This is a genomic window from Ralstonia insidiosa (genome assembly GCF_008801405.1).
GTDB classification, from domain to species: domain Bacteria; phylum Pseudomonadota; class Gammaproteobacteria; order Burkholderiales; family Burkholderiaceae; genus Ralstonia; species Ralstonia insidiosa.
Map to the genome: position 1 here is coordinate 1,679,374 of NZ_VZPV01000001.1, position 25,153 is coordinate 1,704,526.

The 25,153-nt window shown below is 64.1% G+C and carries 28 protein-coding genes; 20 read left to right on the plus strand and 8 right to left on the minus strand.

Annotated features, from left to right (window positions below):
• The first annotated feature begins 232 nt into the window (after window positions 1-232).
• From urtA to F7R11_RS08125, 14 genes are all read left to right on the plus strand, one after another.
• Window positions 233-1,504 carry an urea ABC transporter substrate-binding protein gene (gene urtA, locus F7R11_RS08055; protein WP_064802505.1) on the plus strand — a complete coding sequence of 424 codons (1,272 nt, stop codon included), beginning with the start codon at window positions 233-235 and terminating at the stop codon, window positions 1,502-1,504.
• A 108-nt stretch (window positions 1,505-1,612) separates the two neighbouring features.
• Window positions 1,613-3,244: an urea ABC transporter permease subunit UrtB gene (gene urtB, locus F7R11_RS08060; protein ID WP_064806240.1), complete on the plus strand. Its 1,632-nt coding sequence runs from the start codon at window positions 1,613-1,615 to the stop codon at window positions 3,242-3,244.
• 1 nt (window position 3,245) lies between these two features.
• A complete protein-coding gene (gene urtC / locus F7R11_RS08065) occupies window positions 3,246-4,430 on the plus strand; it encodes an urea ABC transporter permease subunit UrtC (protein WP_064802507.1) in 1,185 nt (394 codons plus the stop codon).
• Window positions 4,427-5,278 (plus strand): urea ABC transporter ATP-binding protein UrtD, encoded by an 852-nt coding sequence (gene urtD / locus F7R11_RS08070; protein WP_021194968.1) that lies wholly within the window; start codon window positions 4,427-4,429, stop codon window positions 5,276-5,278. Before urtC ends, urtD begins: the two co-directional genes overlap by 4 nt.
• Before the next feature lie 11 nt (window positions 5,279-5,289).
• A complete protein-coding gene (gene urtE / locus F7R11_RS08075; protein WP_064802509.1) occupies window positions 5,290-5,982 on the plus strand; it encodes an urea ABC transporter ATP-binding subunit UrtE in 693 nt (230 codons plus the stop codon).
• Between the two features lie 90 nt (window positions 5,983-6,072).
• On the plus strand, window positions 6,073-6,960 hold the full coding sequence (locus F7R11_RS08080; RefSeq protein ID WP_064802511.1) for an urease accessory protein UreD: 888 nt from the start codon (window positions 6,073-6,075) through the stop codon (window positions 6,958-6,960).
• A gap of 63 nt (window positions 6,961-7,023) precedes the next feature.
• Window positions 7,024-7,326 (plus strand): urease subunit gamma, encoded by a 303-nt coding sequence (ureA, locus tag F7R11_RS08085; protein ID WP_064802513.1) that lies wholly within the window; start codon window positions 7,024-7,026, stop codon window positions 7,324-7,326.
• A gap of 26 nt (window positions 7,327-7,352) precedes the next feature.
• On the plus strand, window positions 7,353-7,970 hold the full coding sequence (locus F7R11_RS08090; protein WP_064802515.1) for a HupE/UreJ family protein: 618 nt from the start codon (window positions 7,353-7,355) through the stop codon (window positions 7,968-7,970).
• 12 nt (window positions 7,971-7,982) lie between these two features.
• Window positions 7,983-8,288, plus strand: coding sequence for an urease subunit beta (locus F7R11_RS08095; protein ID WP_064802517.1), 306 nt, complete (start codon window positions 7,983-7,985; stop codon window positions 8,286-8,288).
• A 22-nt stretch (window positions 8,289-8,310) separates the two neighbouring features.
• A complete protein-coding gene (gene ureC, locus F7R11_RS08100) occupies window positions 8,311-10,029 on the plus strand; it encodes an urease subunit alpha (RefSeq protein ID WP_064802519.1) in 1,719 nt (572 codons plus the stop codon).
• Between the two features lie 843 nt (window positions 10,030-10,872).
• Entirely contained in the window at window positions 10,873-11,523 is a 651-nt protein-coding gene (gene ureE, locus F7R11_RS08110; protein ID WP_021194961.1) for an urease accessory protein UreE, read from the plus strand.
• Window positions 11,516-12,205 carry an urease accessory protein UreF gene (locus F7R11_RS08115; protein ID WP_031329373.1) on the plus strand — a complete coding sequence of 230 codons (690 nt, stop codon included), beginning with the start codon at window positions 11,516-11,518 and terminating at the stop codon, window positions 12,203-12,205. Before ureE ends, F7R11_RS08115 begins: the two co-directional genes overlap by 8 nt.
• A 5-nt stretch (window positions 12,206-12,210) precedes the next feature.
• The gene (gene ureG / locus F7R11_RS08120; RefSeq protein ID WP_064806242.1) at window positions 12,211-12,843 is read left to right on the plus strand and encodes an urease accessory protein UreG; all 633 of its coding nucleotides are present in this window, start codon (window positions 12,211-12,213) and stop codon (window positions 12,841-12,843) included.
• A 77-nt stretch (window positions 12,844-12,920) separates the two neighbouring features.
• On the plus strand, window positions 12,921-13,250 hold the full coding sequence (locus F7R11_RS08125; protein WP_064802521.1) for a hypothetical protein: 330 nt from the start codon (window positions 12,921-12,923) through the stop codon (window positions 13,248-13,250).
• Here the strand turns inward: F7R11_RS08125 and F7R11_RS08130 are convergent.
• Window positions 13,229-14,107 carry a LysR family transcriptional regulator gene (locus tag F7R11_RS08130; protein WP_021194957.1) on the minus strand — a complete coding sequence of 293 codons (879 nt, stop codon included), beginning with the start codon at window positions 14,105-14,107 and terminating at the stop codon, window positions 13,229-13,231. The genes F7R11_RS08125 and F7R11_RS08130 overlap by 22 nt on opposite strands.
• A 99-nt stretch (window positions 14,108-14,206) precedes the next feature.
• On the opposite strand from F7R11_RS08130, the gene F7R11_RS08135 reads away from it, so the two are divergent.
• Both F7R11_RS08135 and F7R11_RS08140 read left to right on the plus strand, forming a co-directional pair.
• The gene (locus tag F7R11_RS08135; protein ID WP_064802523.1) at window positions 14,207-15,199 is read left to right on the plus strand and encodes a zinc-binding dehydrogenase; all 993 of its coding nucleotides are present in this window, start codon (window positions 14,207-14,209) and stop codon (window positions 15,197-15,199) included.
• Window positions 15,200-15,212: 13 nt separating this feature from the next.
• Window positions 15,213-15,434 carry a YciI family protein gene (locus F7R11_RS08140; RefSeq protein WP_064802525.1) on the plus strand — a complete coding sequence of 74 codons (222 nt, stop codon included), beginning with the start codon at window positions 15,213-15,215 and terminating at the stop codon, window positions 15,432-15,434.
• On the opposite strand, the gene F7R11_RS08145 is transcribed toward F7R11_RS08140, so the two are convergent.
• The 4 genes from F7R11_RS08145 to F7R11_RS08160 form a co-directional block, all read right to left on the minus strand.
• On the minus strand, window positions 15,428-16,087 hold the full coding sequence (locus tag F7R11_RS08145) for a methyltransferase family protein (protein WP_021194954.1): 660 nt from the start codon (window positions 16,085-16,087) through the stop codon (window positions 15,428-15,430). The genes F7R11_RS08140 and F7R11_RS08145 overlap by 7 nt on opposite strands.
• A gap of 130 nt (window positions 16,088-16,217) precedes the next feature.
• The gene (locus F7R11_RS08150; protein WP_064802527.1) at window positions 16,218-16,910 is read right to left on the minus strand and encodes a glutathione S-transferase N-terminal domain-containing protein; all 693 of its coding nucleotides are present in this window, start codon (window positions 16,908-16,910) and stop codon (window positions 16,218-16,220) included.
• Between the two features lie 170 nt (window positions 16,911-17,080).
• Window positions 17,081-18,343: an acyl-CoA dehydrogenase family protein gene (locus F7R11_RS08155; protein ID WP_064802529.1), complete on the minus strand. Its 1,263-nt coding sequence runs from the start codon at window positions 18,341-18,343 to the stop codon at window positions 17,081-17,083.
• Window positions 18,344-18,399: 56 nt separating this feature from the next.
• A complete protein-coding gene (locus F7R11_RS08160; protein ID WP_064802531.1) occupies window positions 18,400-18,849 on the minus strand; it encodes a PaaI family thioesterase in 450 nt (149 codons plus the stop codon).
• 92 nt (window positions 18,850-18,941) lie between these two features.
• Here F7R11_RS08160 and F7R11_RS08165 point away from each other — a divergent pair, with 92 nt between their 5' ends.
• Both F7R11_RS08165 and F7R11_RS08170 read left to right on the plus strand, forming a co-directional pair.
• Window positions 18,942-19,886: a LysR family transcriptional regulator gene (locus tag F7R11_RS08165; protein ID WP_031329369.1), complete on the plus strand. Its 945-nt coding sequence runs from the start codon at window positions 18,942-18,944 to the stop codon at window positions 19,884-19,886.
• Between the two features lie 168 nt (window positions 19,887-20,054).
• Window positions 20,055-21,092, plus strand: a complete 1,038-nt coding sequence (locus tag F7R11_RS08170; RefSeq protein ID WP_064802533.1) for a transporter — start codon at window positions 20,055-20,057, stop codon at window positions 21,090-21,092.
• Between the two features lie 16 nt (window positions 21,093-21,108).
• On the opposite strand, the gene F7R11_RS08175 is transcribed toward F7R11_RS08170, so the two are convergent.
• Window positions 21,109-22,068 carry a LysR family transcriptional regulator gene (locus tag F7R11_RS08175; protein ID WP_064802535.1) on the minus strand — a complete coding sequence of 320 codons (960 nt, stop codon included), beginning with the start codon at window positions 22,066-22,068 and terminating at the stop codon, window positions 21,109-21,111.
• A 117-nt stretch (window positions 22,069-22,185) separates the two neighbouring features.
• On the opposite strand from F7R11_RS08175, the gene F7R11_RS08180 reads away from it, so the two are divergent.
• Both F7R11_RS08180 and F7R11_RS08185 read left to right on the plus strand, forming a co-directional pair.
• Window positions 22,186-22,890 carry an SDR family oxidoreductase gene (locus F7R11_RS08180; RefSeq protein WP_064802537.1) on the plus strand — a complete coding sequence of 235 codons (705 nt, stop codon included), beginning with the start codon at window positions 22,186-22,188 and terminating at the stop codon, window positions 22,888-22,890.
• The gene (locus F7R11_RS08185) at window positions 22,887-23,297 is read left to right on the plus strand and encodes a VOC family protein (protein ID WP_064802539.1); all 411 of its coding nucleotides are present in this window, start codon (window positions 22,887-22,889) and stop codon (window positions 23,295-23,297) included. The genes F7R11_RS08180 and F7R11_RS08185 overlap by 4 nt, the downstream gene beginning before the upstream one ends.
• A gap of 9 nt (window positions 23,298-23,306) precedes the next feature.
• On the opposite strand, the gene F7R11_RS08190 is transcribed toward F7R11_RS08185, so the two are convergent.
• Complete coding sequence (locus F7R11_RS08190; RefSeq protein ID WP_064802542.1) at window positions 23,307-24,386, minus strand: phosphotransferase; 1,080 nt, start codon at window positions 24,384-24,386, stop codon at window positions 23,307-23,309.
• 31 nt (window positions 24,387-24,417) lie between these two features.
• On the minus strand, window positions 24,418-25,149 hold the full coding sequence (locus F7R11_RS08195; RefSeq protein ID WP_064802544.1) for a histidine phosphatase family protein: 732 nt from the start codon (window positions 25,147-25,149) through the stop codon (window positions 24,418-24,420).
• Window positions 25,150-25,153 lie beyond the last annotated feature (4 nt).

Below are 25,153 nucleotides of genomic sequence, written 5' to 3' on the forward strand. Positions count from 1 at the left end.
ATGCCGGCCTTTTCTTTTTGCGCACGGTTTTCCTTTGCGCTCTGCCAGTTCTGTGCTTGTCCGCGCGTGCCCCAAGCGCGCGCATCACGGCGGGGAAATGCGCGGACTTGGCGCACTTCTGGCACCGTTTTGGCGCGGATTTCCCTTCGAGTGAGCGAAAAGTGATGGCACGGTAGTTGCACTTTTAGCTCCCGGGAGTCGTTCTCGCCACCACTAGACCCAAGGAGCCGCAATGAAACGTCGTGCGCTGTTGAAGCTGTCAGCCGTTGGTGCTGCAGCACTGTTGTCCCTCTCGTGCATGCAGAATTTCGCGTTTGCTCAGGCAAAAGAGCCGATCAAGGTCGGCATCCTGCACTCGCTGTCGGGCACCATGGCCATCTCGGAAACGTCGCTGAAAGACGTGGCGCTGATGACCATCGATGAGATCAACAAGAGCGGCGGCGTGCTCGGCCGCAAGCTGGAGCCGGTGGTGGTGGATCCGGCCTCGAACTGGCCGCTGTTTGCCGAGAAGGCGCGCGGTCTGCTGACGCAGGACAAGGTGGCCGTCACGTTTGGCTGCTGGACGTCGGTGTCGCGCAAGTCGGTGCTGCCGGTGTATGAGGAACTGAACGGCCTGCTGTTCTATCCGGTGCAGTACGAAGGCGAAGAGATGTCGAAGAACGTCTTCTACACCGGTGCCGCGCCCAACCAGCAAGCGATTCCGGCGGTGGAATACCTGATGAGCAAGGAAGGCGGCGGCGCCAAGCGCTTCTTCCTGCTGGGTACGGATTACGTGTACCCGCGTACCACCAACAAGATCCTGCGCGCGTTCTTGCACAGCAAGGGTGTGAAGGACAGCGACATCGAAGAGGTCTATACCCCGTTCGGCCACTCCGACTATCAAACCATCGTCGCCAACATCAAGAAGTTCTCGCAGGGCGGAAAGACGGCGGTCATCTCCACCATCAACGGCGATTCGAACGTCCCGTTCTATAAGGAGCTCGGCAACGCGGGCCTGAAGGCCAAGGACGTGCCGGTGGTGGCGTTCTCGGTGGGTGAGGAAGAACTGCGCGGCATTGATACGAAACCGCTGGCCGGCCAGCTTGCGGCATGGAACTACTTCATGTCGGTCAAGAACCCCGTCAACGACGACTTCAAGAAGAAGTGGGCCGCATGGGTCAAGACCAACAACCTGCCTGGCGGCGACAAGCGCGTCACCAACGACCCGATGGAAGCCACCTACGTCGGCATCATGATGTGGAAGCAGGCTGTCGAGAAGGCGGGCACCACCGACGTGGACAAGGTGCGCCAGGCCATGTACGGCCAGCAGTTCAAGGCGCCGTCGGGCTTCACGCTGGTGATGAACAACAACCATCACCTGAGCAAGCCCGTGATGATTGGCGAGGTGCGCGGCGATGGCCAGTTCAACGTCGTGTGGAAGACGCCAACGGTGATCCGCGCCAAGCCGTGGAGCCCGTACATCCCCGGCAACGAAGGCAAGCCTGACATGGTTGCAAGCAAGTGATGTGATCAGGCAGATCGGCTGCACGTGATGTTGTGGCCGATCTTTCGAATGACGCTGTACGACGTGGCACCCGCTTGGTATCTGCGGGGTGCCACGCATCGGATTGCCATGATGCGTTTGTCTCGCTGGTTGTCTCATTCTCTTGCCGCACTGCTGTGCGCGCTGTGCCTGGCCGCCGTGCCTGCTGCCTCTTCGTGGGCTGCAGGGCAACCGCTGACCCAGGCGGATCTCAAGCCGTTGGCCGAAGACGACTTCGATGCCAAGGTGAAGACGCTCAACGCATTGGCCGCCGCGCCAGCTGAACAGGCTGGCCCCATCCTGCAGGCACTGCAGAACGATGCGCTGTTTTTCGCACCCGCCGCCGGCATGGTGCGCCAGGACGGTGAACGCTATCTCGATGCGATCTCTGGCCAACCCGTCACCGTCAAGGCAGACGATCTGCAATCCCTCACACTGAACAACGCGCTGCGCTCGCAAGTGGAAAGCGCGGCGAGCGGCTTCGTGCTGCAATCGCCGGACCGCGCCGTGCGTGCGCAGGCGGTGGATACGTTACTGACGCATCCGGAGACGGCCTCGCGCCCGATCGTCGATGCCGCGCGCAAGCACGAGACCGATGCCGCCTTGCGCGCCAAGCTCGATTTGCTGTGGGCCAACCTCGCGCTCGACGACGGCACGCATGCCGAAAAGCTCGAAGCGCTCAAGCTGCTGGCCAACGACACCGACCCGCAAACGCGCCAGCGCCTGCTGCCGCTGCTTGCCAAGGACAGCGGCGCCGATGACGAACTGCGCACCGCTGCACAACAGGCACTCGATAGCCTGTCTGCGCAACAACGCAAGACCGAACTGGTGGGGAACCTATTCGCAGGCCTGAGCCTGGGCTCGGTGCTGCTGCTGGCCGCCCTGGGGCTGGCCATCACCTACGGCCTGATCGGCGTCATCAACATGGCGCACGGCGAGTTCCTGATGATCGGTGCGTATGCCACGTATGTGGTGCAAACGATTTTCCGCGCGCACTTCCCGAATGCGTTCGACTGGTATCTGCCGGCGGCATTGCCTGCAGCCTTTCTGGCGGCCGCAGTCGTCGGCTTTGCGCTGGAGCGGCTGGTGCTGCGTCACCTGTATGGCCGCCCGTTGGAAACGCTGCTCGCCACGTTCGGGGTCAGCCTGCTGCTGATGCAGGCCGTGCGTTCGATCTTCGGCGCGCAGAACGTGGAGGTGGCCAACCCGAGCTGGATGAGCGGCGGCATTGCGCTGACTCCGGGCCTGATCCTGCCGTACAACCGGCTCGTGATTTTGCTGTTTGCGCTGGCGGTGGTGGCGATTGCTTGGGGCGTGCTCAACCGTACGCGCCTGGGCCTGTTCGTTCGCGCCACCACGCAGAACCGCACGATGGCCGCCTGCGTGGGCGTGCGTACGTGGAAGGTCGACAGTTACGCTTTTGCCTTTGGTGCGGGCATTGCCGGACTGGGCGGCTGCGCGCTCTCGCAGATCGGCAACGTCGGGCCGGACCTCGGCCAGAGCTACATCATCGATTCGTTCATGGCCGTGGTGCTGGGTGGGGTGGGGCAGTTGGCGGGCACCATCATCGGTGCGTTTGGGCTGGGGCTCATCAACAAGTTCATCGAGCCGTTCTATGGCGCGGTGCTGGCGAAGATCATCGTGCTGGTGCTGATCGTGCTGTTCATCCAGAAGCGTCCGCAGGGCCTGTTCGCCCTCAAGGGCCGCAGCGCGGAGGCCTGATATGACGACGACGCAATTCAAACTCGATATTCCGGCGCGCATGCCGTTGCTGTCGCGGCGCGGGTGGTCTGCGCTGGTGCTGGTATCGCTCATCGTTTGCATTGGCGCACCGGTGTGTGCGTTGCTGGTGCCGGAGGGCAGCCCGCTGCATCTGTCGGCGTATGCCCTCACGTTGATCGGCAAGATCATGTGCTACGCGCTGGCGGCACTGGCGCTCGACTTGGTGTGGGGCTACTGCGGCATCCTGAGCCTTGGCCACGGCGTGTTCTTTGCGCTGGGTGGTTACGCCATGGGCATGTACCTGATGCGCGCCATCGGCCGAGAAGGCGTGTACAAGAGCGACCTGCCGGACTTCATGGTGTTCCTCGACTGGAAGGAGTTGCCCTGGTTCTGGCACGGCACCGAGCACTTCGCGTGGGCCATGCTGCTGGTGATTCTGGTACCCGGCGTGCTCGCGTGGCTGTTCGGCTTCTTTGCCTTCCGTTCACGCGTGAAGGGTGTGTACCTGTCGATCATTACGCAGGCGATGACGTACGCGGCCATGCTGCTGTTCTTCCGCAACGAAACGGGCTTTGGCGGTAACAACGGCTTTACAGACTTCAAGCGCATCCTCGGCTTCCCGATCTCGGCATTGCCGACGCGCACCGTGTTGTTTGTCGCGACATTCGTTGCGCTGGTGCTGGCCTTCATTGCCTGCCGCGCGATCGTCACGTCCAAGTTCGGGCGCGTGGTCACGGCCATCCGCGATGCCGAGGCGCGCGTGATGTTCTCCGGCTACAACCCGCTCGGCTACAAGCTCTTCGTGTGGACGTTCTCGGCGGTGCTGTGCGGCATTGCGGGCGCGCTGTATGTGCCGCAGGTCGGCATCATCAACCCGGGCGAGATGTCGCCGGGCAATTCGATTGAAATGGCGGTGTGGGTGGCCGTTGGCGGACGCGGCACGTTGATCGGCCCGATCATCGGCGCGTTCCTCGTCAACGGGGCCAAGACGCTGCTGACGGCTTGGGTGCCGGAGTACTGGCTGTTCGTGCTCGGCGCGATCTTCGTGCTGGTGACGCTGTATCTGCCGAACGGCGTGCTGGGGGTGTTGGGCAAGCTGCGTATGCAGAAGCGCGCGCCTGCACAAGGCAAGGCACCTGAAGCCAAGGCGGCCGCTGCCGCACCGCCCGCCGGAGACCACGCATGAGCACCTTCACCGAACTCCCGGACCGCGCGGAGACCGGCACCGCCACCGGCATGGGCCACCTGGTCGAGCCGGACACGATTGACGTCTCGCACGGTGCCATCCTCTACCTCGAAGATGTGACGGTGCGCTTTGGCGGCTTTCGCGCACTGAATGCACTCACGCTGTCCATCGACCACGGCGAGCTGCGCTGCATCATCGGCCCCAATGGCGCAGGCAAGACCACGATGATGGACGTGATTACCGGCAAGACCGGGCCGCGCAATGCCGATGTGACTGGGCGCGTCTTCCTCGGCCAGAGCATCGACCTGCTGCGCCTGACCGAGCCACGCATCGCGCAGATCGGCATCGGCCGCAAGTTCCAGAAGCCCACGGTGTTCGAGCAGCACACCGTGTGGGAAAACCTGGAACTGGCGATGAAGGCTGACAAGCGCTGGTGGGTGTCGCTGCGTGCGCGCCTGCTGAACGACGGTCGCCAGCGCATCGAAGAGACGCTCGGCCGTATCCACCTGGAAGCGGATGCGTATCGGCCCGCCGGTTTGCTCTCGCATGGGCAGAAGCAGCGGCTGGAGATCGGCATGCTGCTGATGCAGCAGCCGCAACTGCTGCTGCTCGACGAGCCTGTCGCCGGCATGACGGACGAAGAAACGATGCAACTGGCTACGCTGCTCAACGGCCTGCGTGGCTCGTGCTCGATCATGGTGGTGGAGCACGACATGGAGTTCGTCGCTGCGCTGGCAGGGGAGACGGGTCGCGTGACTGTGCTGGCTGAAGGCAGCGTTCTGGCCGAAGGCACGCTCGACGCCGTCAAGCGCGATGAACGCGTGATCGAATCCTACCTAGGGCGCTAAGGACACACGCGATGCTCACCATTGCTCAACTGAACCAGTTCTACGGCGGCAGCCACATCCTGCGCAATGTCAGCTTCGAGGTGCCGGCAGGCAAGTTGACCACGCTGCTTGGCCGCAACGGCGTCGGCAAGACGACGCTGCTCAAGTGCCTGATGGGCGTTGTGCCCACCGCCAGCGGCGCGATCGATTGGGAAGGGCACGCCATCCAGAAGCTGCCCGCGTATGAGCGTGTTTCGCAGGGTCTCGCCTATGTGCCGCAGGGCCGCGAGATCTTTCCGCGTCTGACGGTGGAAGAGAACCTGCTGATCGGTGCGGCCGCCAAGCGCGCGCCGTCCAAGGTGCCCGACTCGATCTACGAGCTGTTTCCGGTGCTCAAGGAGATGAAAGGGCGGCGCGGGGGCGATCTGTCCGGCGGGCAGCAACAGCAACTCGCCATCGGCCGTGCGCTGATGAGCGAGCCGCGCCTGCTGATCCTGGACGAGCCGACCGAGGGCATCCAGCCCTCCATCATTCAGGAGATCGGCCGCACGCTGCGCCGTCTGGTGGACGAATTCGGCATGTCAGTGCTGCTGGTCGAGCAGTACTACGACTTCGCCCGCAGCATTGCCGACCGCTACGTCGTCATGAGTCGCGGCGAGGTGATCGCCCAGGGCGACGGCGTCAACATGGAAGCCGATGGCGTACGTGATCTGGTCGCTGTTTGACGCGCAGGTGTCTTGCAGAAAAAGTCGAGTGCGAAACCCGCGGCATCTGGCTATGATGGGAAAAATCCGAGCTGCAGTGCAGCACCACTGATGCGCCATCCCGATTTTCCTGTTCCGCCGCAGACCGATTCTTTCGCGTCCTGGGAAGCCTCCCTGCGGCTGGCGTTTGCGCGCCGGGGGGAACGTACCGTGCTGGCCGAGTGCCGCCACCGTGGGCCGCTGCGCGTGCAGAAAGCGTTGTACCCGGAAGGCGAGGGCGTGTGCCACGTGGTCATGCTGCACCCGCCCGCTGGCATCGCCGGCGGCGACTTACTCGACATCGATATCGACCTGGGCGCCGATGCGCATGCCGTGCTGACCACCCCCGGCGCCACCAAGTGGTACAAGTCGCTCGGCCGTACGGCCACGCAGCGCGTTGCCATCCGCGCGGAAGCCGGGGCGCGGCTCGACTGGCTGCCGCAGGAGAACATCGTCTTCAACCAGGCGTGCCCGGTCATCGACCTGACGCTGGACTTGGCCCCCGGGGCTACGGCCGTCGGCTGGGACACCACCATGCTTGGCCGTCACGCCGCCGGCGAGTCGTGGGCCGAAGGTCGCATCGCCATGCATACGGCATTGCGTTGCAACGGCCAGCCGCTGTGGATCGAGTCGGCTGCCTTCGACGCGCAATCGCCCGTGTTGAACACGACGACGGGCATGGCGGGTTTCCACGTCGTCGGCACGCTGTGGGCGGTGGGTGAGGGCGCCACCGAAGCCCTGGCCGAAGCGATGGCCGAACACCTGCCGTACAACGACACCCTGCGTGCTGGCGTGACGTGTCTCACGCAGGATGCGCCGGGCTTGCCAAACGTTTTGCTGCTGCGCGTGCTTGCACGCCGGCCCGAAGATGCGCGCGCCTTGCTGTCACAGACCTGGCTGGCGCTGCGCGAACCGATGCATGGCGTGGCGGGCCGTCCGCTGCGCTTGTGGTCCACATGATGGCGACGTGACCCTGTGCCGTCTAACTGAACTCCCAAAGAACCTCACCGAAGAGAGCCCCTCGTGGAACTGACCCCGCGCGAAAAAGACAAGCTGCTGATCTTCACCGCCGCCTTGCTGGCCGAGCGCCGCAAAGGCCGTGGCCTCAAGCTCAACTACCCGGAAGCCGTCGCCTTCATCAGCGCCGCGATCATGGAAGGCGCGCGTGATGGCCGCACGGTGGCTGAGCTGATGCACTACGGCACGACGCTGCTCTCACGTGACGACGTGATGGACGGCGTGGCCGAGATGATTCCCGATATCCAGGTCGAAGCCACATTCCCGGACGGTACCAAGCTGGTTACCGTCCATCACCCGATTGTTTGAACGCCAATCACAGAACGAGTCCTGCCATGACGCACACCCTGTCTCGCATCGTCCGGCCTGCTGTTGCCATTGCGCTTACGTTTGGCGCTTCCATTGCCTTCGCTCACCCGGGGCATCCGGGCCATACCGCCGAGGGCAGCCTGCTCGCCGGTTTCCTGCATCCGCTCACGGGTGCTGACCATCTGCTCGCGATGGTGGCCGTTGGCGTGTGGAGCGCGCTGGCCTCGCGTTCCGTGCGGGATGCGCTGTGGGCGCCGGTCGCCTTTGTTGCGCTGATGGTCATGGGCGCGCTGCTTGGTGCAGGCGGCGTGGCATTGCCGATGGCTGAACCGATGATCGCCGCATCGCTGCTGGTGTTCGGCCTGCTGATCGCCGCTCGCGCACAACTGCCGACGTGGGGCGGTGCGCAGCTGTGCGGAGCGTTCGCGCTGTTCCACGGCTATGCGCACGGCACCGAATTCCCGGCAGGCGCACAGGCGATGTTCCCGTACTTCGTCGGCGGCTTTGCCGTGGCGACGGCGCTGCTGCATACCGCAGGCATTGGCGCGGGCTTTGCGCTGAAGCCGCGCCTGGCGTGGCTGGCACGTTTGTCGGGCGTGGGCGTGGCGCTTTACGGCGCGGGCCTGCTGGTTGCGGCCGTCTGAGCGAGGCACACCATGATCCCCGGCGAACTCATCCCGCAAGACGGCGAACTCGAATTGAATGTGGGCCGGCCCACGATGACAGTCACGGTAGCCAACACCGGCGACCGCCCCGTGCAGATCGGCTCGCACTACCACTTTTATGAGGTGAACGACGCGCTGCACTTTGACCGCGACGCCACCCGTGGCTACCGGCTCAACATTGCCGCCGGCACCGCCGTGCGCTTCGAGCCGGGGCAGGAACGCACGGTCGAACTCGTGGCGCTGGCCGGTGACCGTGTGGTCTACGGCTTTGCCGGCCGCGTGATGGGCAAGCTGTAAAGCTGACGCAGAAGGAACGGACATGACACTCAAGATCAACCGCCGCGCCTATGCGGAAATGTTCGGCCCCACCACGGGTGACCGCCTGCGCCTGGCCGACACCGACCTCATCGTCGAAGTCGAACGCGACTTCACCATCTACGGTGAGGAAGTGAAGTTCGGCGGCGGCAAGGTCATCCGCGACGGCATGGGCCAGAGCCAGCGCGAATCGAAAGACTGCGCCGACACCGTCATTACCAACGCGCTGATCATCGACCACTGGGGCATCGTCAAGGCCGACATCGGCTTGAAGAACGGCCGCATCTCGGCGATCGGCAAGGCGGGCAACCCGGACATCCAGCCCGGCGTGACCATCGTCATCGGCCCGGGCACCGAGATCATCGCGGGCGAGGGCATGATCGTCACCGCTGGCGGCGTGGATACGCACATCCACTTCATCTGCCCGCAGCAGATTGACGAAGCGCTCAACAGCGGTGTGACGACGATGATCGGCGGTGGTACAGGACCGGCCACCGGTACCTACGCCACCACGTGCACATCCGGCCCGTGGTACATGCAGCGCATGCTGCAAGCGGCCGATGCCTACCCGATGAACATCGGCTTCCTGGGCAAGGGCAACGGCAGCCTGCCGGGTGCGCTGCGCGAGCAGGTCGACGCCGGCGCCATCGGCCTGAAGCTGCATGAGGACTGGGGCTCCACGCCCGCCGCCATCGACTGCTGCCTGGGCGTGGCCGACGACACCGACACGCAGGTCGCCATCCACACCGATACGTTGAACGAATCGGGCTTTGTAGAAGCCACCGTTGCGGCATTCAAGGGCCGCACGATCCACACGTATCACACTGAAGGCGCGGGCGGCGGGCATGCGCCGGACATCATCCGCGTGTGTGGTGAGTCGAACGTGTTGCCGTCGTCGACCAACCCGACGCGGCCGTTCACCGTCAACACGCTGGACGAGCATCTCGACATGCTGATGGTGTGTCACCACCTCGATGCGTCCATCGCTGAAGACATCGCCTTTGCCGAGAGCCGCATCCGCCGCGAGACCATCGCTGCCGAAGACATCCTGCACGACCTGGGCGCGTTCTCGATGATCTCCAGCGACTCGCAGGCCATGGGCCGCGTCGGCGAAGTCGTGCTGCGCACCTGGCAGACCGCGCACAAGATGAAGGTGCAGCGCGGCAAGCTGGCCGGTGACCCGAACGATGCGCGTGGTGGGCACGACAACTTTCGCGTGAAGCGTTACGTGGCCAAGTACACGATCAACCCGGCGCTGACGCATGGCATTGCGCATGAAGTCGGCTCCGTTGAAGTCGGCAAGTGGGCGGACTTGGTGCTGTGGAAGCCCGCGTTCTTTGGCGTGAAGCCCAGCTTGATCTTGAAGGGCGGCATGATTGCTTCCGCTGCGATGGGCGATGCCAATGCGTCGATCCCCACGCCACAGCCTGTCCACTATCGGCCGATGTTTGGATCGGCAGGTGGGGCGTTGGGGCGGACGTCACTGACCTTCCTGTCGCAGTCGGCTGCTGCGGCCGGCGTGGCGGAGCAGTATGGGCTGGCTAAGACCACTGCGGTGGTCAAGGGCACTCGGACTGTCAGCAAGGCGGACATGATCCACAACGACTGGCAGCCGGATATCAGCGTCGATCCGGAGACGTATCAGGTGATTGCCGATGGCACGGTGCTGACTTGCGAGCCGGCTGAGGTTCTGCCAATGGCGCAGCGGTATTTCTTGTTCTAGTTGGTGAGCGGGGGTGGGCTTCGGTTTTTTTGTTGTTGGTCCATTCCCGGTATCGTCCCCTGCCGGGGCCGACTCACTTTTCTTTGTCTTGCCAAAGAAAAGTAAGCAAAAGAAAGGCGCGCCCGAGATGGCGACCCCCCCTTGAATTTGCGTAACCGGGCGGGGAGGGAGGCAAACTCGCTGCGCTCAAACAAGCCTCCCTCCTTTATCCGCCCGCTTACGAAAATTCAAGGCGCCATCAAGGGCAGGAACGTCAAAGGCCACACCGACGGGGAACAAAAGTGGGCGCCAAGGCTCGGTTGATTGCGTGATTGCGTGATTGCGTGATTGCGTGATTGCGTGATTGCGTGATTGCGTGATTGCGTGATTGCGTGATTGCGTGATTGCGTGATTGCGTGATTGCGTGATTGCGCGGCGAAGACGCAAGACGTCGGACGGAGTGGTGCACGGGCAAGAGATTGTGTGCTTTACCTTGCCCTAGATGGCGCCTTGAATTTCTGTTGCAGGGAGGAGAAAGGAAGGGAAACTGTTTGAGCGCAGCGAGTTTTTCCCTTCCCCTCCCTGCGACATAAATTCAAGGAGTCTTTCGCCATCTCGGGCGCGCCTTTCTTTGCTTACTTTCTTTGGCAAGACAAAGAAAGTGAGTCAGCCCCGGCAGGGGATGAAACAGGGGAAGGCCCACTACGCCGAGCGTCGAGCCTCAAAGCCCCAACGCTGAGTCTTTGAGAGCCACTGACGACACTTAGAGCCCCAGCGCTGAGTCTTTGAGAGCCACCGATGGCACGCCGAACCTCAACGTTCGGTCTCTGGAACTGATATCCCGGTTGCAAATGGATACTGACAATGCTTTCCATCAATAAACACCTCCCCGTGCCGCACGGCCTGGCTTCCGTACTGGTCAAGCGTGCCCCTAAGCTCGTGCTGCCGTTCCTGGAGCGCAGCCGCAGCCGCCTGCGTGCGACGCTCGACGATGGCCGCGAGGTCGCCGTCGTGCTGCCACGCGGCACCGTCATGCGTGGTGGCGATGTGCTCGTCGCGGAAGACGGCACGCTCGTTGAAGTGCAAGCCGCACCCGAGCAAGTGCTGCGCGTGAGCAGCGACAACCGCCTCGCCCTGATGCGCGCCGCTTATCACCTCGGCAATCGCCACACGCCCGTGCAGGTGAGCGCCGATGCGCTGCAGCTCGAAGCCGATCCGGTGCTCGAAGACATGCTCGTGCGCCTGGGCGTGACCGTCGCGCATGTGGAAGCCCCATTCGAGCCCGAGGCGGGTGCTTACGGCGGTGGCCACCGCCATGGCCATGATGCGACGTTCGAAGAGGACTACGCCGCTGCGCAGGCGCTGTTCCAGGAGCATCACGGGCACGATCATGGTCACGCGCACGACCACGGGCACAGCCATGCCCATGGCCACGATCACGCGCACGATCATGATCACAGCCACGGTCATGTGCACGGCCCCGGCTGCGGCCATCACCATCATCACCATGACTAGCGTTGCCCAACTGACGGCCTTGCTGCACCTCGCATCCCCGGCGCTGCCGGTGGGCGCGTTCAGCTATTCGCAGGGGTTGGAAGCGGCGGTGGATGTGCGACACGTGGGTGATGAGGCCTCCGCAGCCACGTGGATTGCCGAAGGGCTCGACGTGCTCGCCGCGTGCGAGGCACCGCTGTGGCTGCTGCAGTTTGCTGACTGGCAAGCGGGTCGTTTCGACGCCGTGGCCGAGCGCGATGCGTGGTTTCTCGCCACACGCGAAACGCGCGAACTGCGCCTGGAAACCTCGCAGATGGGCTGGTCGCTCAGCCGCCTGATCCAGCAGATGGGGTGGGGCGGCGATGCATTGCGTGCCGCACTGGCGGCGCGTGCATCGGTGACGTTCCCCACCGCATTTGCCGCTGCGGCCGCCGCGCTGAACGTGGACCCCCACGACGGCGTGACGGCGTACTGTTTTGCGTGGGTGGAAAACCAGATGGCCGCGGCAGTAAAGGCGGTGCCGCTGGGGCAGGCAGCGGGGCAGCGCATTCTCTTTGGCTTGCATGCCGCCGTCGCAAAAGCCGTGGAGGAGGCCACACGCCGGGCGGCCTGTCATCCGCCTGAACTGTCAACGTTTTCGCCGGGGCTTGGTGTGCTGTCGGCCCGGCATGAAACGCAATACTCAAGACTCTTTCGTTCATGAACATCATGCGTACCAAGAAACTTCCAGCCCTGCGCGTTGGCGTGGGCGGCCCGGTGGGCTCGGGCAAGACGACACTGCTCGAAATGCTCTGCAAGGCCATGCGCGAGCGCTACGACCTCGTGGCAATCACCAACGATATCTACACCAAGGAAGATCAGCGCTTGCTGACCATCTCCGGCGCGCTACCGGCGGAGCGCATCATGGGTGTGGAGACCGGCGGCTGCCCGCACACCGCCATCCGTGAAGATGCGTCGATCAACCTGGAAGCGGTCGATCGCATGCTCTCCAAGTTTCCGGATGCGGATGTGGTCTTCATCGAATCGGGTGGCGACAACCTCGCCGCCACGTTCAGCCCCGAGCTGTCGGACCTGACGATCTACGTGATCGATGTGGCAGGCGGGGAGAAGATTCCGCGCAAGGGCGGGCCGGGCATCACCAAGTCCGATCTGCTCATCATCAACAAGACGGATCTGGCGCCGTACGTTGGCGCCAATCTGGAGGTGATGGAAAGCGACACGCGCAAGATGCGCGGCGACCGTCCCTTCGTGATGTGCAACCTGCGTGCGCAGGGCGGGCTGGATGTGGTGATCCGGTTCATCGAGCGGCAGGGCATGCTGAGCGCTTCAGCTTCGGCCTGATACGGCGGGCACTCGCTTGAAGCGTTGCCGGTCAAACCGGCAGGGACGTGACGAGACGTGCGCCGTGGAGGTGAGTGATGAGGACGCTGCATGGAGTGACGCTGATGCTGGCGGTACTGGGTGTTGCTGCATGCGCGCCAGCCATCGTCGGGCCGTACTACACGATGGACGTGCGGCTGGCCGATGGAAAGCCGGTGCGCTGTGCTGTGAATCAGCCGGTACGCCTGCCTGATCCGACGCCCCCGCCATTGAGCACCCGTGAGCGCAACGAAGCCGAAGTGCTGGCCACGCAACCATTGCGGCTGCAAAGCGGGCCGCGATCACCCTATCCGACGGTGTACACGGCGCCCGACGTCCAGTGTTTTGAGTTGCCTGGTGGAAGCGCTCAGGCTTCCTCGGCCAGATAGCGCCAGAGCGCCTGTGCCACCGGGCCAACCGGGCGCCCACGCAGCCGTGCCGCCACGATGTCGAGCTTGGAACGCTTGAAGTGTCGCCCCTCCAGCGACACCAGCTTGCCGCTGCGTAACTCCTTCTCGATCAGGTGCTGCGGCATGTGGCCCCAACCCATACCTTGCACGATCAAATCCTTTTTGGTGTGCTGATCCGCCACCGTCCAGTTGGGCGCATCCTTGATCACAAAGTAGTCGCGCTGCGGCTGCTGTGCCGTATCGCGGATGACCACCTGCACGTACGCTCGCATGTGCTCGGGCGTGAGGTTGCGTGTAGACGGCGCCGTTACATAGCCGGGCGCAGCCACCGGTACGAGCGTTACCTTGGTCAGATCGGTCCATTCGAAGCGGGTGTCGCTTTTGTCGATATGGTGAATGATGAGGTCGGCCTCTTCGGCAAGCAGGCGTTCCCACGGGCCGCCAATCACCTCGAAGTGCAGATGCAGGCGTGTTTGCGGCCATGCACTGAAGAAGCGCTTCAGGCGCCGCAGCATCTCGGAAGTTGGAGTGAGGTCGCCCACGATCACGCGCAGGTCGGTCTCTTCGCCCTGGCTCAGTTGCTGGCACAACGTGTCAAGCGCGGCAGCCTGCCGCAGTACCGCCGCCGACTGCCGGCAGAACGCTTCGCCCGCCGATGTGAGCCGGACACGGTACTCACTGCGGTCGAGCAGGGCCACGCCCAGTCGTTGCTCCAGGTTCTTGACGGCGGCGTGCACGGCCGGATGCGTGCGGTGCAGCTTGTCGGCGGCGGCCTGAAAGCTGCCTTCCGCAATCACCGCCTCAAGACATGCGAGTTCGTGCAGGGAGAAATCCATTGTTCGCTCGACTTACAAAGATTGGCGCAATTATTCAATTTATTCTGACAGCCTGAAAACCTAGCCTAGCACCTCCCAATGCGAAAAGGAGGCAGGGACATGAAGGCAATCGTGCGGCAGCAATATGGCGGGCCGGAGCAGCTTCGCGTGACTGAGGTACCGGACCCAGTGGTAGGGCTGGACGAGGTGCTCGTGCGCGTGAAGGCGTTCGGCATCAATCGCGCGGAGCAGTATTTCCGGCAGGGCCAATGGGGCGAGGTGGCAGCCATTTCCGGCATTGAGTGCGCGGGTGAAGTGGTCAGCGACCCCAGCAGCAAGTTGCTGGCAGGGCAGCGCGTGTTCGCCCTGATGGGCGGTATGGGGCGCTCGCGCAGCGGCAGCTATGCGGAGCTGGTGACAGTGCCAGCGGGCAATGTCGTGCCCATCCGCAGCGCGCTCAGCTGGAGTGCGCTTGCAGCGATTCCCGAATCGTATGCGACGGCGTGGAGTTGCCTGTTCGACAACCTGGCGTTGCGGCGTGGCGATACGGTGCTGGTGCGCGGGGCCACGTCAGCGCTGGGGCTGGCTGCGCTCAACCTGGCGGCGTACACGCAGGCCCACGTGGTTGCGACCGTGCGGCGCGCGGACCGGGTGTCTGTCGCCAGAGAGAACGGCGCGGCTGTCGTGTTGATCGAGGGCGATGGCATGAGCGATGCGTTGCGTGATCTCGCTCCAGTGGGTGTCGATGCCGTACTCGATCTGGTTGGCACCGGCACCATGCTGGAATCGCTGCGGCTGACGCGGCGCGGTGGGCGTGTCTGCGTGGCCGGTTTTCTTGGCGGGCATGGGCCGATCGCGCAGTTCGATCCGCTGCAGCATTTGCCCAGCGGACGGCACCTGAGCTTCTTCGGCAGTGCGTTCGTCTACGGCACCGCGGAGTATCCGCTCACTGACGTTCCCTTCCAGCGCATCGTCGATCTGGTCGAGGCGGGTGAACTGCGTGCCGAGCCGGCACAGGTGTTCGCTTTTGATGACATCCAGCGCGCGCATTGCATGCTGGATGCCGGTACGGCGGGCGGCAAGATGGTGGTGGAAGGCGCGCTGGCTGCGTGACGTTGATTTTTCAATGTTCTCGGAGATAGGCGAGCACCTTGTTCCGTTCGAGGCGCTGGCGCACGGCGGCTTTCTGGTGGCGCGGGCAGCCTCGCGCGAGGCGCTGGACGCCTTGCTGGCCGATGAGCTATTCGTGAAAGCCGGGAAGACGCGCTTCTCACGCGTGGTCGAGTTTGATGCCGCGCAGTGTCAGCCGGTGTTGATGGCGTGGTTTGGCAAGGAGGCGCGTCAGTAGAGCCCGGGAATCAAGCGCCAGGTCCGGGCACGGTACGCGTCGTACGCCGCGCCGAACTGCGATTGCAGCAAGGCTTCTTCCGCGCGCATGCGTGCAACCAGCGGGGGAATCAGCAGCAGCGTCAGCACCACGCCGGCCAGTGCCCGGAAGCCCAGCCCCCAGCCCAGCGTACTGACGAGCAACCCCAGGTAGCTTGGGTTGCGCACGTATTGGTAGATCCCGCCGGTGACCAGCGTATGGCCCGGCTGGATCGCCACCAGCCCGCTAAACCGGTTGCCGAGCACGTGCACCGGCCATAACCGCAGGGCGCCGCCCGCAGCGTAGAGCACGACGCCCAGCCACCGCACGGCATCGCCATCGAGGCACCAGAGGTCGTGTCGATCCGTGTACGCGGGCAGCCAGGCACTGACGATGCCGATCAGGCCGAACACCGGCAACACCCAGCGGTTGGATCGATCTTCGCGCTCGCCGGCGCTGAGGTTGCCGCCTGCAAACAGCGCGGCAATGGTCAGCGCGACCGTCACCACGACCAATGCCACGCGCGCGGGATGCGCCAACAGCGGACCAACGCCGCCCCAGCCCCACGCCGCCAGTGCGAGGTAGCCGAGTACCGAAATCACCGCTCCAAAGCCTAGCTTGGCCGATGCCGCCATGACTGCCTCAAGAGAATCCGAATGCGCCCAGTGTAGGCCCCGCGCCAATCGGTTGCATTGATGGCGTCCAAAAGAAAAGGCCGCATCAGATCACATCATGCGGCCTGTTTCTGAGAGCAAATACCCGCGGTCAACGGCGCTGATATTGCGTGGCACCGAAGAGGATTTCCTTCGCCTTGTCGTCTTGCACAACCGGGCGCTCCTTGGCCAGCACCTTGACCGCACGCTGCACGGCGGGGCGTTCTTCAATGGCTTCAAACCAGCGCTGCAGCTTGGGGTAATCCGACAGCTCGATGCCCTGGTTCTTCCAGCTGCGCAGCCACGGCCACGTGGCGATGTCAGCGATGGAGTAGTCGGCGCCGCCCAGGTATTTGGATTCGGACAGGCGCTTGTCGATCACGCCATACAGCCGCTTGGCTTCGTTGCTGTAGCGGTTGACCGCGTACTCGATCTTTTCCGGCGCGTAGATGCGGAAGTGGTGCGCCTGGCCCAGCATCGGGCCGACGCCGCCCATTTGGAACATCAGCCACTGCAGCACTTCGTACTTGCCGCGCACGTCTTCGGGGATGAACTTGCCCGTCTTGCCGGCGAGGTACAGCAGGATCGCGCCTGATTCGAACAGCGAGATGGGCTGGCCATCCGGGCCGTCCTGATCGACGATGGCCGGGATCTTGTTGTTCGGGCTGATCTTCAGGAAGTCGGGCTTGAACTGGTCGCCGGTGCTGATGTTGATGCCGTGGACGCGGTAAGGCAGCCCGCATTCCTCTAGCATGATGTGCACTTTGTGTCCGTTGGGCGTGGCCCAGCTATAGACGTCGATCATCGAAATGGCTCCGCAAGGGAAGAGACGTGCGGGCCACCAGTAGCCCGCAAAGTGTTCCATTCCAGCACAGAACGGAAAAACGCGCAGACGGCGCGCGCAGGCAAAAAAATCCCCGCCTGATGCGTACATTCGGCGGGGTTAAGGAGTGAACGGTACAGCCGTGCGACAGGTCAGGCGCCGCGCGTGACCGGCATGTCAGCCACATCGGACAGCTTGTGCAGGTGCTTGGCCAGTTCCAGCTTGGCGATGGCGGCGCGGTGCACTTCGTCCGGGCCGTCGGCCAGGCGCAGCGTGCGCTGGTGCGCGTAGAACGACGCCAGCGGGAAGTCGCCCGACACGCCGCCGCCGCCGTGTGCCTGGATCGCCCAGTCGACGATCTGGCAGGCGATGTTCGGGGCGACGACCTTGATCATCGCAATCTCGGCCTTGGCGACCTTGTTGCCGACGGTGTCCATCATGTACGCGGCCTTGAGCGTGAGCAGGCGGGCCTGTTCGATCATGCAGCGCGCTTCGGCAATGCGCTCGTGCCACACGCTGTGCTGCGCGATGGCCTTGCCGAAGGCGATACGCGTGGTCAGGCGCTTGCACATCAACTCCAGTGCGCGCTCGGCAATGCCGATGCTGCGCATGCAGTGGTGGATACGGCCTGGGCCCAGGCGGCCCTGTGCGATCTCAAAGCCGCGGCCTTCGCCCAGCAGGATGTTGCCCACCGGCACGCGCACGTTCTTGAGGTCGACTTCCATGTGGCCGTGCGGGGCATCGTCGTAACCGAACACCGTGAGCGGGCGCATGACGGTGATGCCCGGCGCATCGGCCGGCACCACGATCATCGATTGCTGCTCGTGGCGGCCAGCGTCCGGGTTGGTTTTGCCCATGACGATGTACACGGCGCAGCGCGGGTCGCCGGCGCCCGACGACCACCACTTGCGGCCGTTGATGACGTATTCATCGCCCCGGCGTTCGATGCGGCATTCGATGTTGGTGGCATCCGACGAGGCCACGGCGGGCTCGGTCATCAGGAAGGCCGAGCGGATCTCGCCGCGCAGCAGCGGCTCCAGCCAGCGGTCCTTGATCGCTTCCGAGGCGTAGCGCTCCAGCGTCTCCATGTTGCCGGTGTCCGGCGCGGAGCAGTTGAACACTTCCGGCGCCCAGGGCACCCGGCCCATGATCTCGCACAGCGTGGCGTATTCCAGGTTCGACAGGCCTTCCGGTGCGCGTGTCGAGCGCGGCAGGAACAGGTTCCACAGCCCGGCCTTGCGTGCCAGCGGCTTGAGCTCTTCGATCACCTTGGTCGGAATCCAGGCATTGCCCGCACGGCGGTTGGCTTCAATTTCTTCGTGGAAGCGGTTCTCGTTCGGGTAGATGTGCTGGTCGAAGAATTCGAGCAGGCGTGCCTGCATTTCCTTGACCTTGGGCGTGTAATCGAAATTCATGGTGTCTCCTCAATACATCGAACAGGCGTCTCGAACGGGCAATCCATCAAGTCGGTTCAGGCGGGCGTGGTGATACGGCCGCCGAGCACTGCAAATACCGCACTCGCGCGTGCAACTAGCCGGTCGCCGCGGTGGAAGAGGGCCTGCGCAAAGGCCAGCTTGCTGCCGGTACGCAACCCCTCTGGGGCGATCTCGATCCAGTCGCCAACACCCGCTGAGGCGATGAAATCCACGGTGAGGCTGGCGGTGGACATGGCGATGGCGCCGCCTGTACCGTCGCCAGGTTCGGCCAAGCAGTAACCCAGCGCCGCATCGGCCAGGGAGGCGACCACACCGCCGTGCAGGATGCCGCGCCGGTTCAGGTGGTGCTCCAGCACATGGAAGCCCATCACCATCGACGGCCCCATGCCCTTCGCGTACACCGGCCCCAGCATCGTCAGGAAGGGGCTTGGCTTGTTCAGCAGGTCGAAGCCCACGGGTACGGTCAGGTTGGTGGCTGTGGTCATGGCACATGGCAGAACGCACATCAATGCACGCAGCTTAAGCCTTCACCTACAATAAGAGAAATGAATTTCGTAGATTGCCATTCATCAAAGCCATGCATATATCACGGGTCGACCTGAACCTGTTCGTCGTCTTCGATGCCATCTATACGGAAGGTGGGATTACGGCAGCGGCGCGCACGCTCAACCTGACGCAACCGGCGGTCAGCCATGCGCTGGGGCGGCTGCGCGAGCTGTTTGACGACCCGCTGTTCGAGCGGCGCGGGCAAGGCATGGTGCCGACGCCGCTGGCGCGCACGTTGATCGCCGAGGTGCGCACGTCGCTACGGGGCTTTGAGCGCACGCTGCGCGAGGGCACGCGGTTTGATCCGGCCACAAGTGAACGCCGCTTCACCATATCGATGCGCGATGCCTTGGAGGCGACGCTGTTGCCGCCCTTGATGGCGGCGATCGCCAAGGAGGCACCACGCATCGACGTGACCACGGTGCGGGGCGACCGCCGCCAGCTCGAAGCCGAACTGCTGGCCGGCACCATCGACGCGGTGGCGGACATTCTGCTGCCGGCGTCGCCTGCCATTCGTCATGCGCCGATCCTGTCAGACCCGATGGTGGTGCTGGCGCGCCCTGGGCACCCGATCACGCGGGGGGCGCTCACGCTCGATCGCTATCTGGACTGCGAACACGTGCAAGTGTCGTCAAGGCGGCGTGGGGCGGGGCTGGAAGACGTGGAGTTGCGCCGGCTGGGGCGCGAGCGCCGGGTGCGTCTGCGTTGCCAGCACTACCCGGCGGCGTGCCGCGTCGTCAGTTGCACCGATTGGCTCGTCACGCTGCCAATACGCTACGCGCGCATCGCCAACGAGCCGTACGGCAACGTCATGCTGCCGCTGCCGTTCAACGTGCCGGCGCTGGAGTTGTACCTGTACTGGCACGCCAACAGCGACCAGGATGCCGCCGGCCGCTGGCTGCGCGATCACATTTTCGCGGCGATGGCCGAGGTGGCCTTGGACGATGCCGTTGCCGCCTTTGCTGACGGACGTTGACGAACCCGAAGCCGAACGCAATCATCGGGATTGCACAAAACGGGCGGGTCATGCCAGCGCATGACGACCGCCCCAGACGCCGCAATCGTGCGCATGACAGGTGGATGTCATTCCTGTGTCGTGCACGCGCATCAGAGTCTCCAAGCAAACCGTCTTCCATCCCCGTGTATGACTGCGACAGCGTCCGCGATCAGTTTCCAATCCGACAACACCGGTCTTATCTGCGGTTTTCGCTTCGAGCCAGGGCGGCCCGGCGTTGCCCTGGATTCTTCGCAGATCGGCGACGCGCTGGAGCGTGCCGGACACAACAATACGGAGTGCGCCGATGACGCATTCATCTGGCTGCACTTCAACCTGTCGCGCGCCGGGTGCATGCGTTGGCTGCAAAGCCATCTCGACTTGCCGCAACCGTTTCTTGAGATGCTGGGCGAGGAGGCGCACTCCACGCGCATCGAGCAGCAGGACGGGGCACTGGTTGCCGTCTTCAACGATGTGATCTTCGATTTTGAGCGCACGCCCACGCAGGTTGCAACGCAGTGGGTGTACGCGCATCGGCGCCTGCTGGTGACCTTGCGCCGCAAGCCGCTGCATTCGGTCGACCGGCTGCGCGAATGCGTGCGCAACGGCGAGACGTTTCGCTCACCAGCCAACCTGCTGGGCCACCTGATGTGCGATCAGGCGGACCTGATGACGCAGATCGTGCGCACCACCGGTATCGACATCGACCGCATCGAAGACCGTTTTCTTGCTTCGAAAATCACCTCAGGGCGGCAGGAGCTTGCCGGCACTCGCCGGGTGCTGGTGCGCCTGCAGCGCATGCTGGCGCCCGAGCCGGGTTCGGTGTTCCGCCTGCTCTCCCGTCCGCCGGTGTGGCTCCATCCAGAAGATGTGCAGCAGTTGCGCGAGTCGACCGAGGAGTTCTCCGTCGTGCTGCGCGACATGAGCGGGTTGATCGAGCGCATCAAGCTGCTGCAGGAAGAGGTGATTGCGCGCCTGGACGAGCAGAACAACCGCACGCTGTTCACGCTGACGCTGGTCACGGTGCTCGCGCTGCCGATCAACATCGTGGCAGGCCTGTTCGGCATGAACGTCGGCGGCGTGCCCCTGGCCGAGAATCACCACGGTTTCTGGATGATGGTGGGGCTGGTCGCAGGATTTACTGCGCTGATTGCCTGGTGGGTGGTTCGTCGCCGCAACAACCAATAACGCGCAGGCCGGGTGATTACCGCTTCGCGGCGATGACCTTGGGCGACGTCGCTGCAGCCCTGGCTGACGGGAACGGATAGCGCGCGCTGAATTCTGCAAAGCGCGCAGCGAGAAAATCTGCACAGGCCGTCAGCCGCGCTGGGCGATGGCGGCGCGCAAGGCTCACGAGCTGCAACGGTGTGGGCGCGTGGCTCCATGCTGGCAGTGCAACCTCTAACCGCCCGGAGTACACGTCCTGCGCCACATCCAGCCATGACTTGAATGCCAGCCCGCGCCCGGCGACGGCCCAGTCGCGCACGACGGCGCCGTCATCACATTGGAAATCGCCGCGTACGTCGATCGGGGCGGGGCCACTGGAATGCGTGAGTTGCCAGCGCGTAACGGGCTCGCCGTTGCGCAGCAGGATGAGGCAGCGGTGGTCGGCCAGATCGCTCGGGTGGGCGGGGCGGCCGTGCTGCTTGAAATACGACGGTGCCCCCACGATGACGCGCGGATGCGATGCCAGCGGTCGCCGCACCAGCGCCGAATCCTGCAGATGCCCGTAGCGCAGTGCGAAGTCGAGGTCTTCACGCATCAGGTCGGCCAGCCGGTCGCCCAGCACCAGGGTGACGCGCACGCCGGGGTGTTCGTCGCAGAAGGCATCCAGCCACGGGCGCAGGATGTGCCGCCCCAGGTCTGACGTGGCGGCAATGCGGATGGTGCCTGCCAGTTCAGTGCGGTCCTGGCCGAGGCTTTCCGCGCCTTCATCCAAGGCTTCCAGTGCCTGCCTTGCATACCCTAGATAACGCTGGCCGGCTTCGGTGGGCCGCATGCTGCGCGTTGTGCGCTCGAACAGGCGGGCGCCGAGTTCGGTTTCCACGCGCTTGAGTGCGGCGCTGGCGGTGGCGGGCAGCCAGCCGAGCCGCCGGGCCGCGGCAGAGAGGTTGCCGGCGTCAGCAATGCGCACCAGCAGGCGGAGGTCGTCGAGGGCGATCATTGTCAAAGCAAGTTTGGAGAACCATCAAAGCATAGACGGATTATCTTGTGTTTGTTTGATGAAAGAATCGCCCCCATCGGTTGACGGTTTTTTCTTTCTTCTCAAAGGAGCATCGGCATGACTTCGAAGACCTTGCAGGACCAAGCGGTGGTGGTGTTGGGTGGTACGGCGGGCATTGGGCAGGCAGTGGCGCGTGCTGCTGCGGCCGCTGGCGCCCGCGTGACGGTGCTGGGCCGCTCGGCCAAGACAGACGGCGGTATCCATGGGATTGCTGTCGACGCGAATGACACGGCTTCGCTGGGCAGTGCGTTGGTGCAGGCTGCGGCCGGAGGCAAGATCGACCACCTTGTCATCACCATCGGCTCGCGCACAAGCCCGCCACCGTTTGCCTCGCTGCAACGCGCCGATCTGGAGCAGGGCTTCGGCACCAAGCTGTTTGCCGCGCTGATGGCGGTGCAGGCCGCGCTGCCGCATCTGGCTGAACGGGCGTCGATTACGCTCACCTCCGGCTTGCTCTCACGCAAGCCCACGGCGACCGGGCTGCTGCGCGCGTCCATCAACGCAGCGGTGGAAGCGGCGGCCAAGAACCTTGCGAAGGAATTGGCGCCGCGCCGCGTCAACGTGGTCAGCCCCGGTGTGGTGGATACGGAAGTGTGGGGCACGCCGGCGGATCGCGAGGCCATGCTGGCGCGCATCGGCAGCGGCTTGCCTGTCGGCCGCGTGGGTACGCCGGATGACCTCGCCCAAGGCTATCTGCTGGCCATGACCAACGGCTTCATGACTGGCGCCATCACCGACATTGATGGAGGTGGTTTGCTATGAGTTCAGACAGCGACTGGACATTCGACCATGTGAACTTTCACGTGGCAGGTGACGCGCCCATCCTCAAGTTCTTCGCTGAGGTGCTCGGCTGGAAACCCGGGCCGCGCCCGGCGTTTCCGTTTCCCGGCACGTGGCTGTACCAGAACGGCGATGCGCTGGTGCATCTGGTGGACAAGGAGGGTCGGGAGGACGACAGCCCGGAGCTGGTGTTTTCGCACGTCGCCTTTCGCACGAAGCGGGATGCGGCCGATGTGTTGGCCGCCGTGCGCGAAAGCGGCATGCCGCACCAGGTGCGCAAGCATCCCGATCGGCCGGCAGCGCAGATCTTCGTGCAGTTGGCTGGGGTGGTGCTGGAGCTGGAGGCGCCGCTGTCCGGTCCGTTGGAAGCGGCGCGCGAGTACGAGTGAATCGCTGAATCAGGCGCCGGCCTGCTGGGCGTACTTCCAGCCCAGCTCGGCCATCGGGCGGGCGCGCTTGCCAGCCTCAAGCGCCTGTGCGGAAGACGCCGTGCCGTCCACCACGCGCTTCATGATTCCCTGCAGGATGCCGGCAATGCGGAACATGTTGTAGGCGAGGTAGAAGTTCCAGTCACCGGTGATGCGGCGGCCGGTGCGTTCTTCGTATTGGCGGATGTAGTCGGCTTCCGACGGGATGCCCAGCGCAGCGAAGTCCAGCCCGGCCACGCCGCGGAACTGCCCCGGCTCGATGTGCCAGCTCATGCAGTGGTAGCTGAAGTCGGCCAGCGGATGGCCCAGCGTGGACAGTTCCCAATCGAGGATGGCCAGCACGCGCGGTTCCGTCGGGTGGAAGATCAGGTTGTCGAGCCGATAGTCGCCGTGGACGATGCTGGTGATTTCTTCCGCCTCTTGCGGCACGTGCTTGGGCAGCCATTCGATCAGGTTGTCCATTGCCGGAATCGACTCGGTTTCCGACAGCTTGTACTGCTTGCTCCAGCGCTCGATCTGGCGCGCGAAGTAGTTGCCGGGTTTGCCGTAATCCGCCAGGCCGATAGCGGCGTAGTCCACCGTGTGCAGCGCGGAGATGACGCGGTTCATCTCGTTGTAGATGGCGGTGCGCTCGGCGGGTGCCATGCCGGGAAGCGCCTGGTCCCACAGCACGCGGCCCTGCACGAATTCCATGATGTAGAAGGCGCGGCCGATCACGGCTTCGTCCTCGCACAGCGCAAACATCTTCGGTGCGGGCACGTCGGTGTTGGCCAGCGCATCCATCACGCGGTATTCGCGTTCGATAGCGTGCGCAGACGGCAGCAGTTTCGCCTTCGGGCCCGGCTTGGCGCGCATTACGTAGGTGCACGAGGGCGTGATCAGCTTGAAGGTCGGGTTCGATTGGCCGCCCTTGAACTGCTCAACGGTGAGCGGGCCGGCAAAGCCCGTCACGTGTTCGCACATCCACGCCTCCAGCGCGCCGATGTCGAACTTCTGCTGGTCTGCCACCGGCCGTGTGCCTTCGAAGGCCGAGAAATCCTGCTGCGTCATGCTGTGTCTCCGAATCGTGTTCTGTTGTGGTTCAGGCGGGATTGCGATAGCGAAGGTATTGCTGCAGCAAGACCTCCATCGTCGTCAGCCGCGAGCCAAAGTGCACAGGCGAGGGCGGCGAGAAGTTGCTCATGCGTAGCACCCAATCGCTCGGCTCGTCTCCTACATCGAGTGCATTGATACAGCCGGCGGTCTGCGCAAGGTTGCCGAAGAACACACGCTCGCCACCCGTGATGGCATGCGAGAGGATCGCTCGGTTGGTGCCGCCGTGCAGTACCAGCAGCACGGTGTCCCAGTCGGGCAGGGCGCGCAGATGCGTGAGCGCCGGGATCACGCGGTTGAGAAATTCGCCGATGCTCTCGCCGTTCAGGAAGCGGCGTTCTTCCGGTACGGTGCCTTCGAATACGCCGATGAACGCTTGCGCCAGTTCGTGCTCGGGAATCTCTCCCAGCTTGCCGCCACGAATTTCCTGCAGCTCGGGCCATTGCTCAAGCGTGACGCCGCGCGCCTGCATCGCGGGCATTTCCGCCAGCACGCGCTGTGCGGTTTCCACCGTGCGCGGCAAGCCGCTGACGATCACACGATCGAACAGGATGTTCTCTGCCGCAAAGGTGCGCCCAGCAGCAGTCGCTTGCTTGCGGCCCTCTTCATTGAGCGGCACCGTGTCGGGCTCGATCGGGCGGCCGGTCTCGTCAAAGTACGTGACGGCGCCGTGGCGCATCAGATAGATGCGCCGGCGGTTGGGTGTCGGGAACGGAATCATGCTC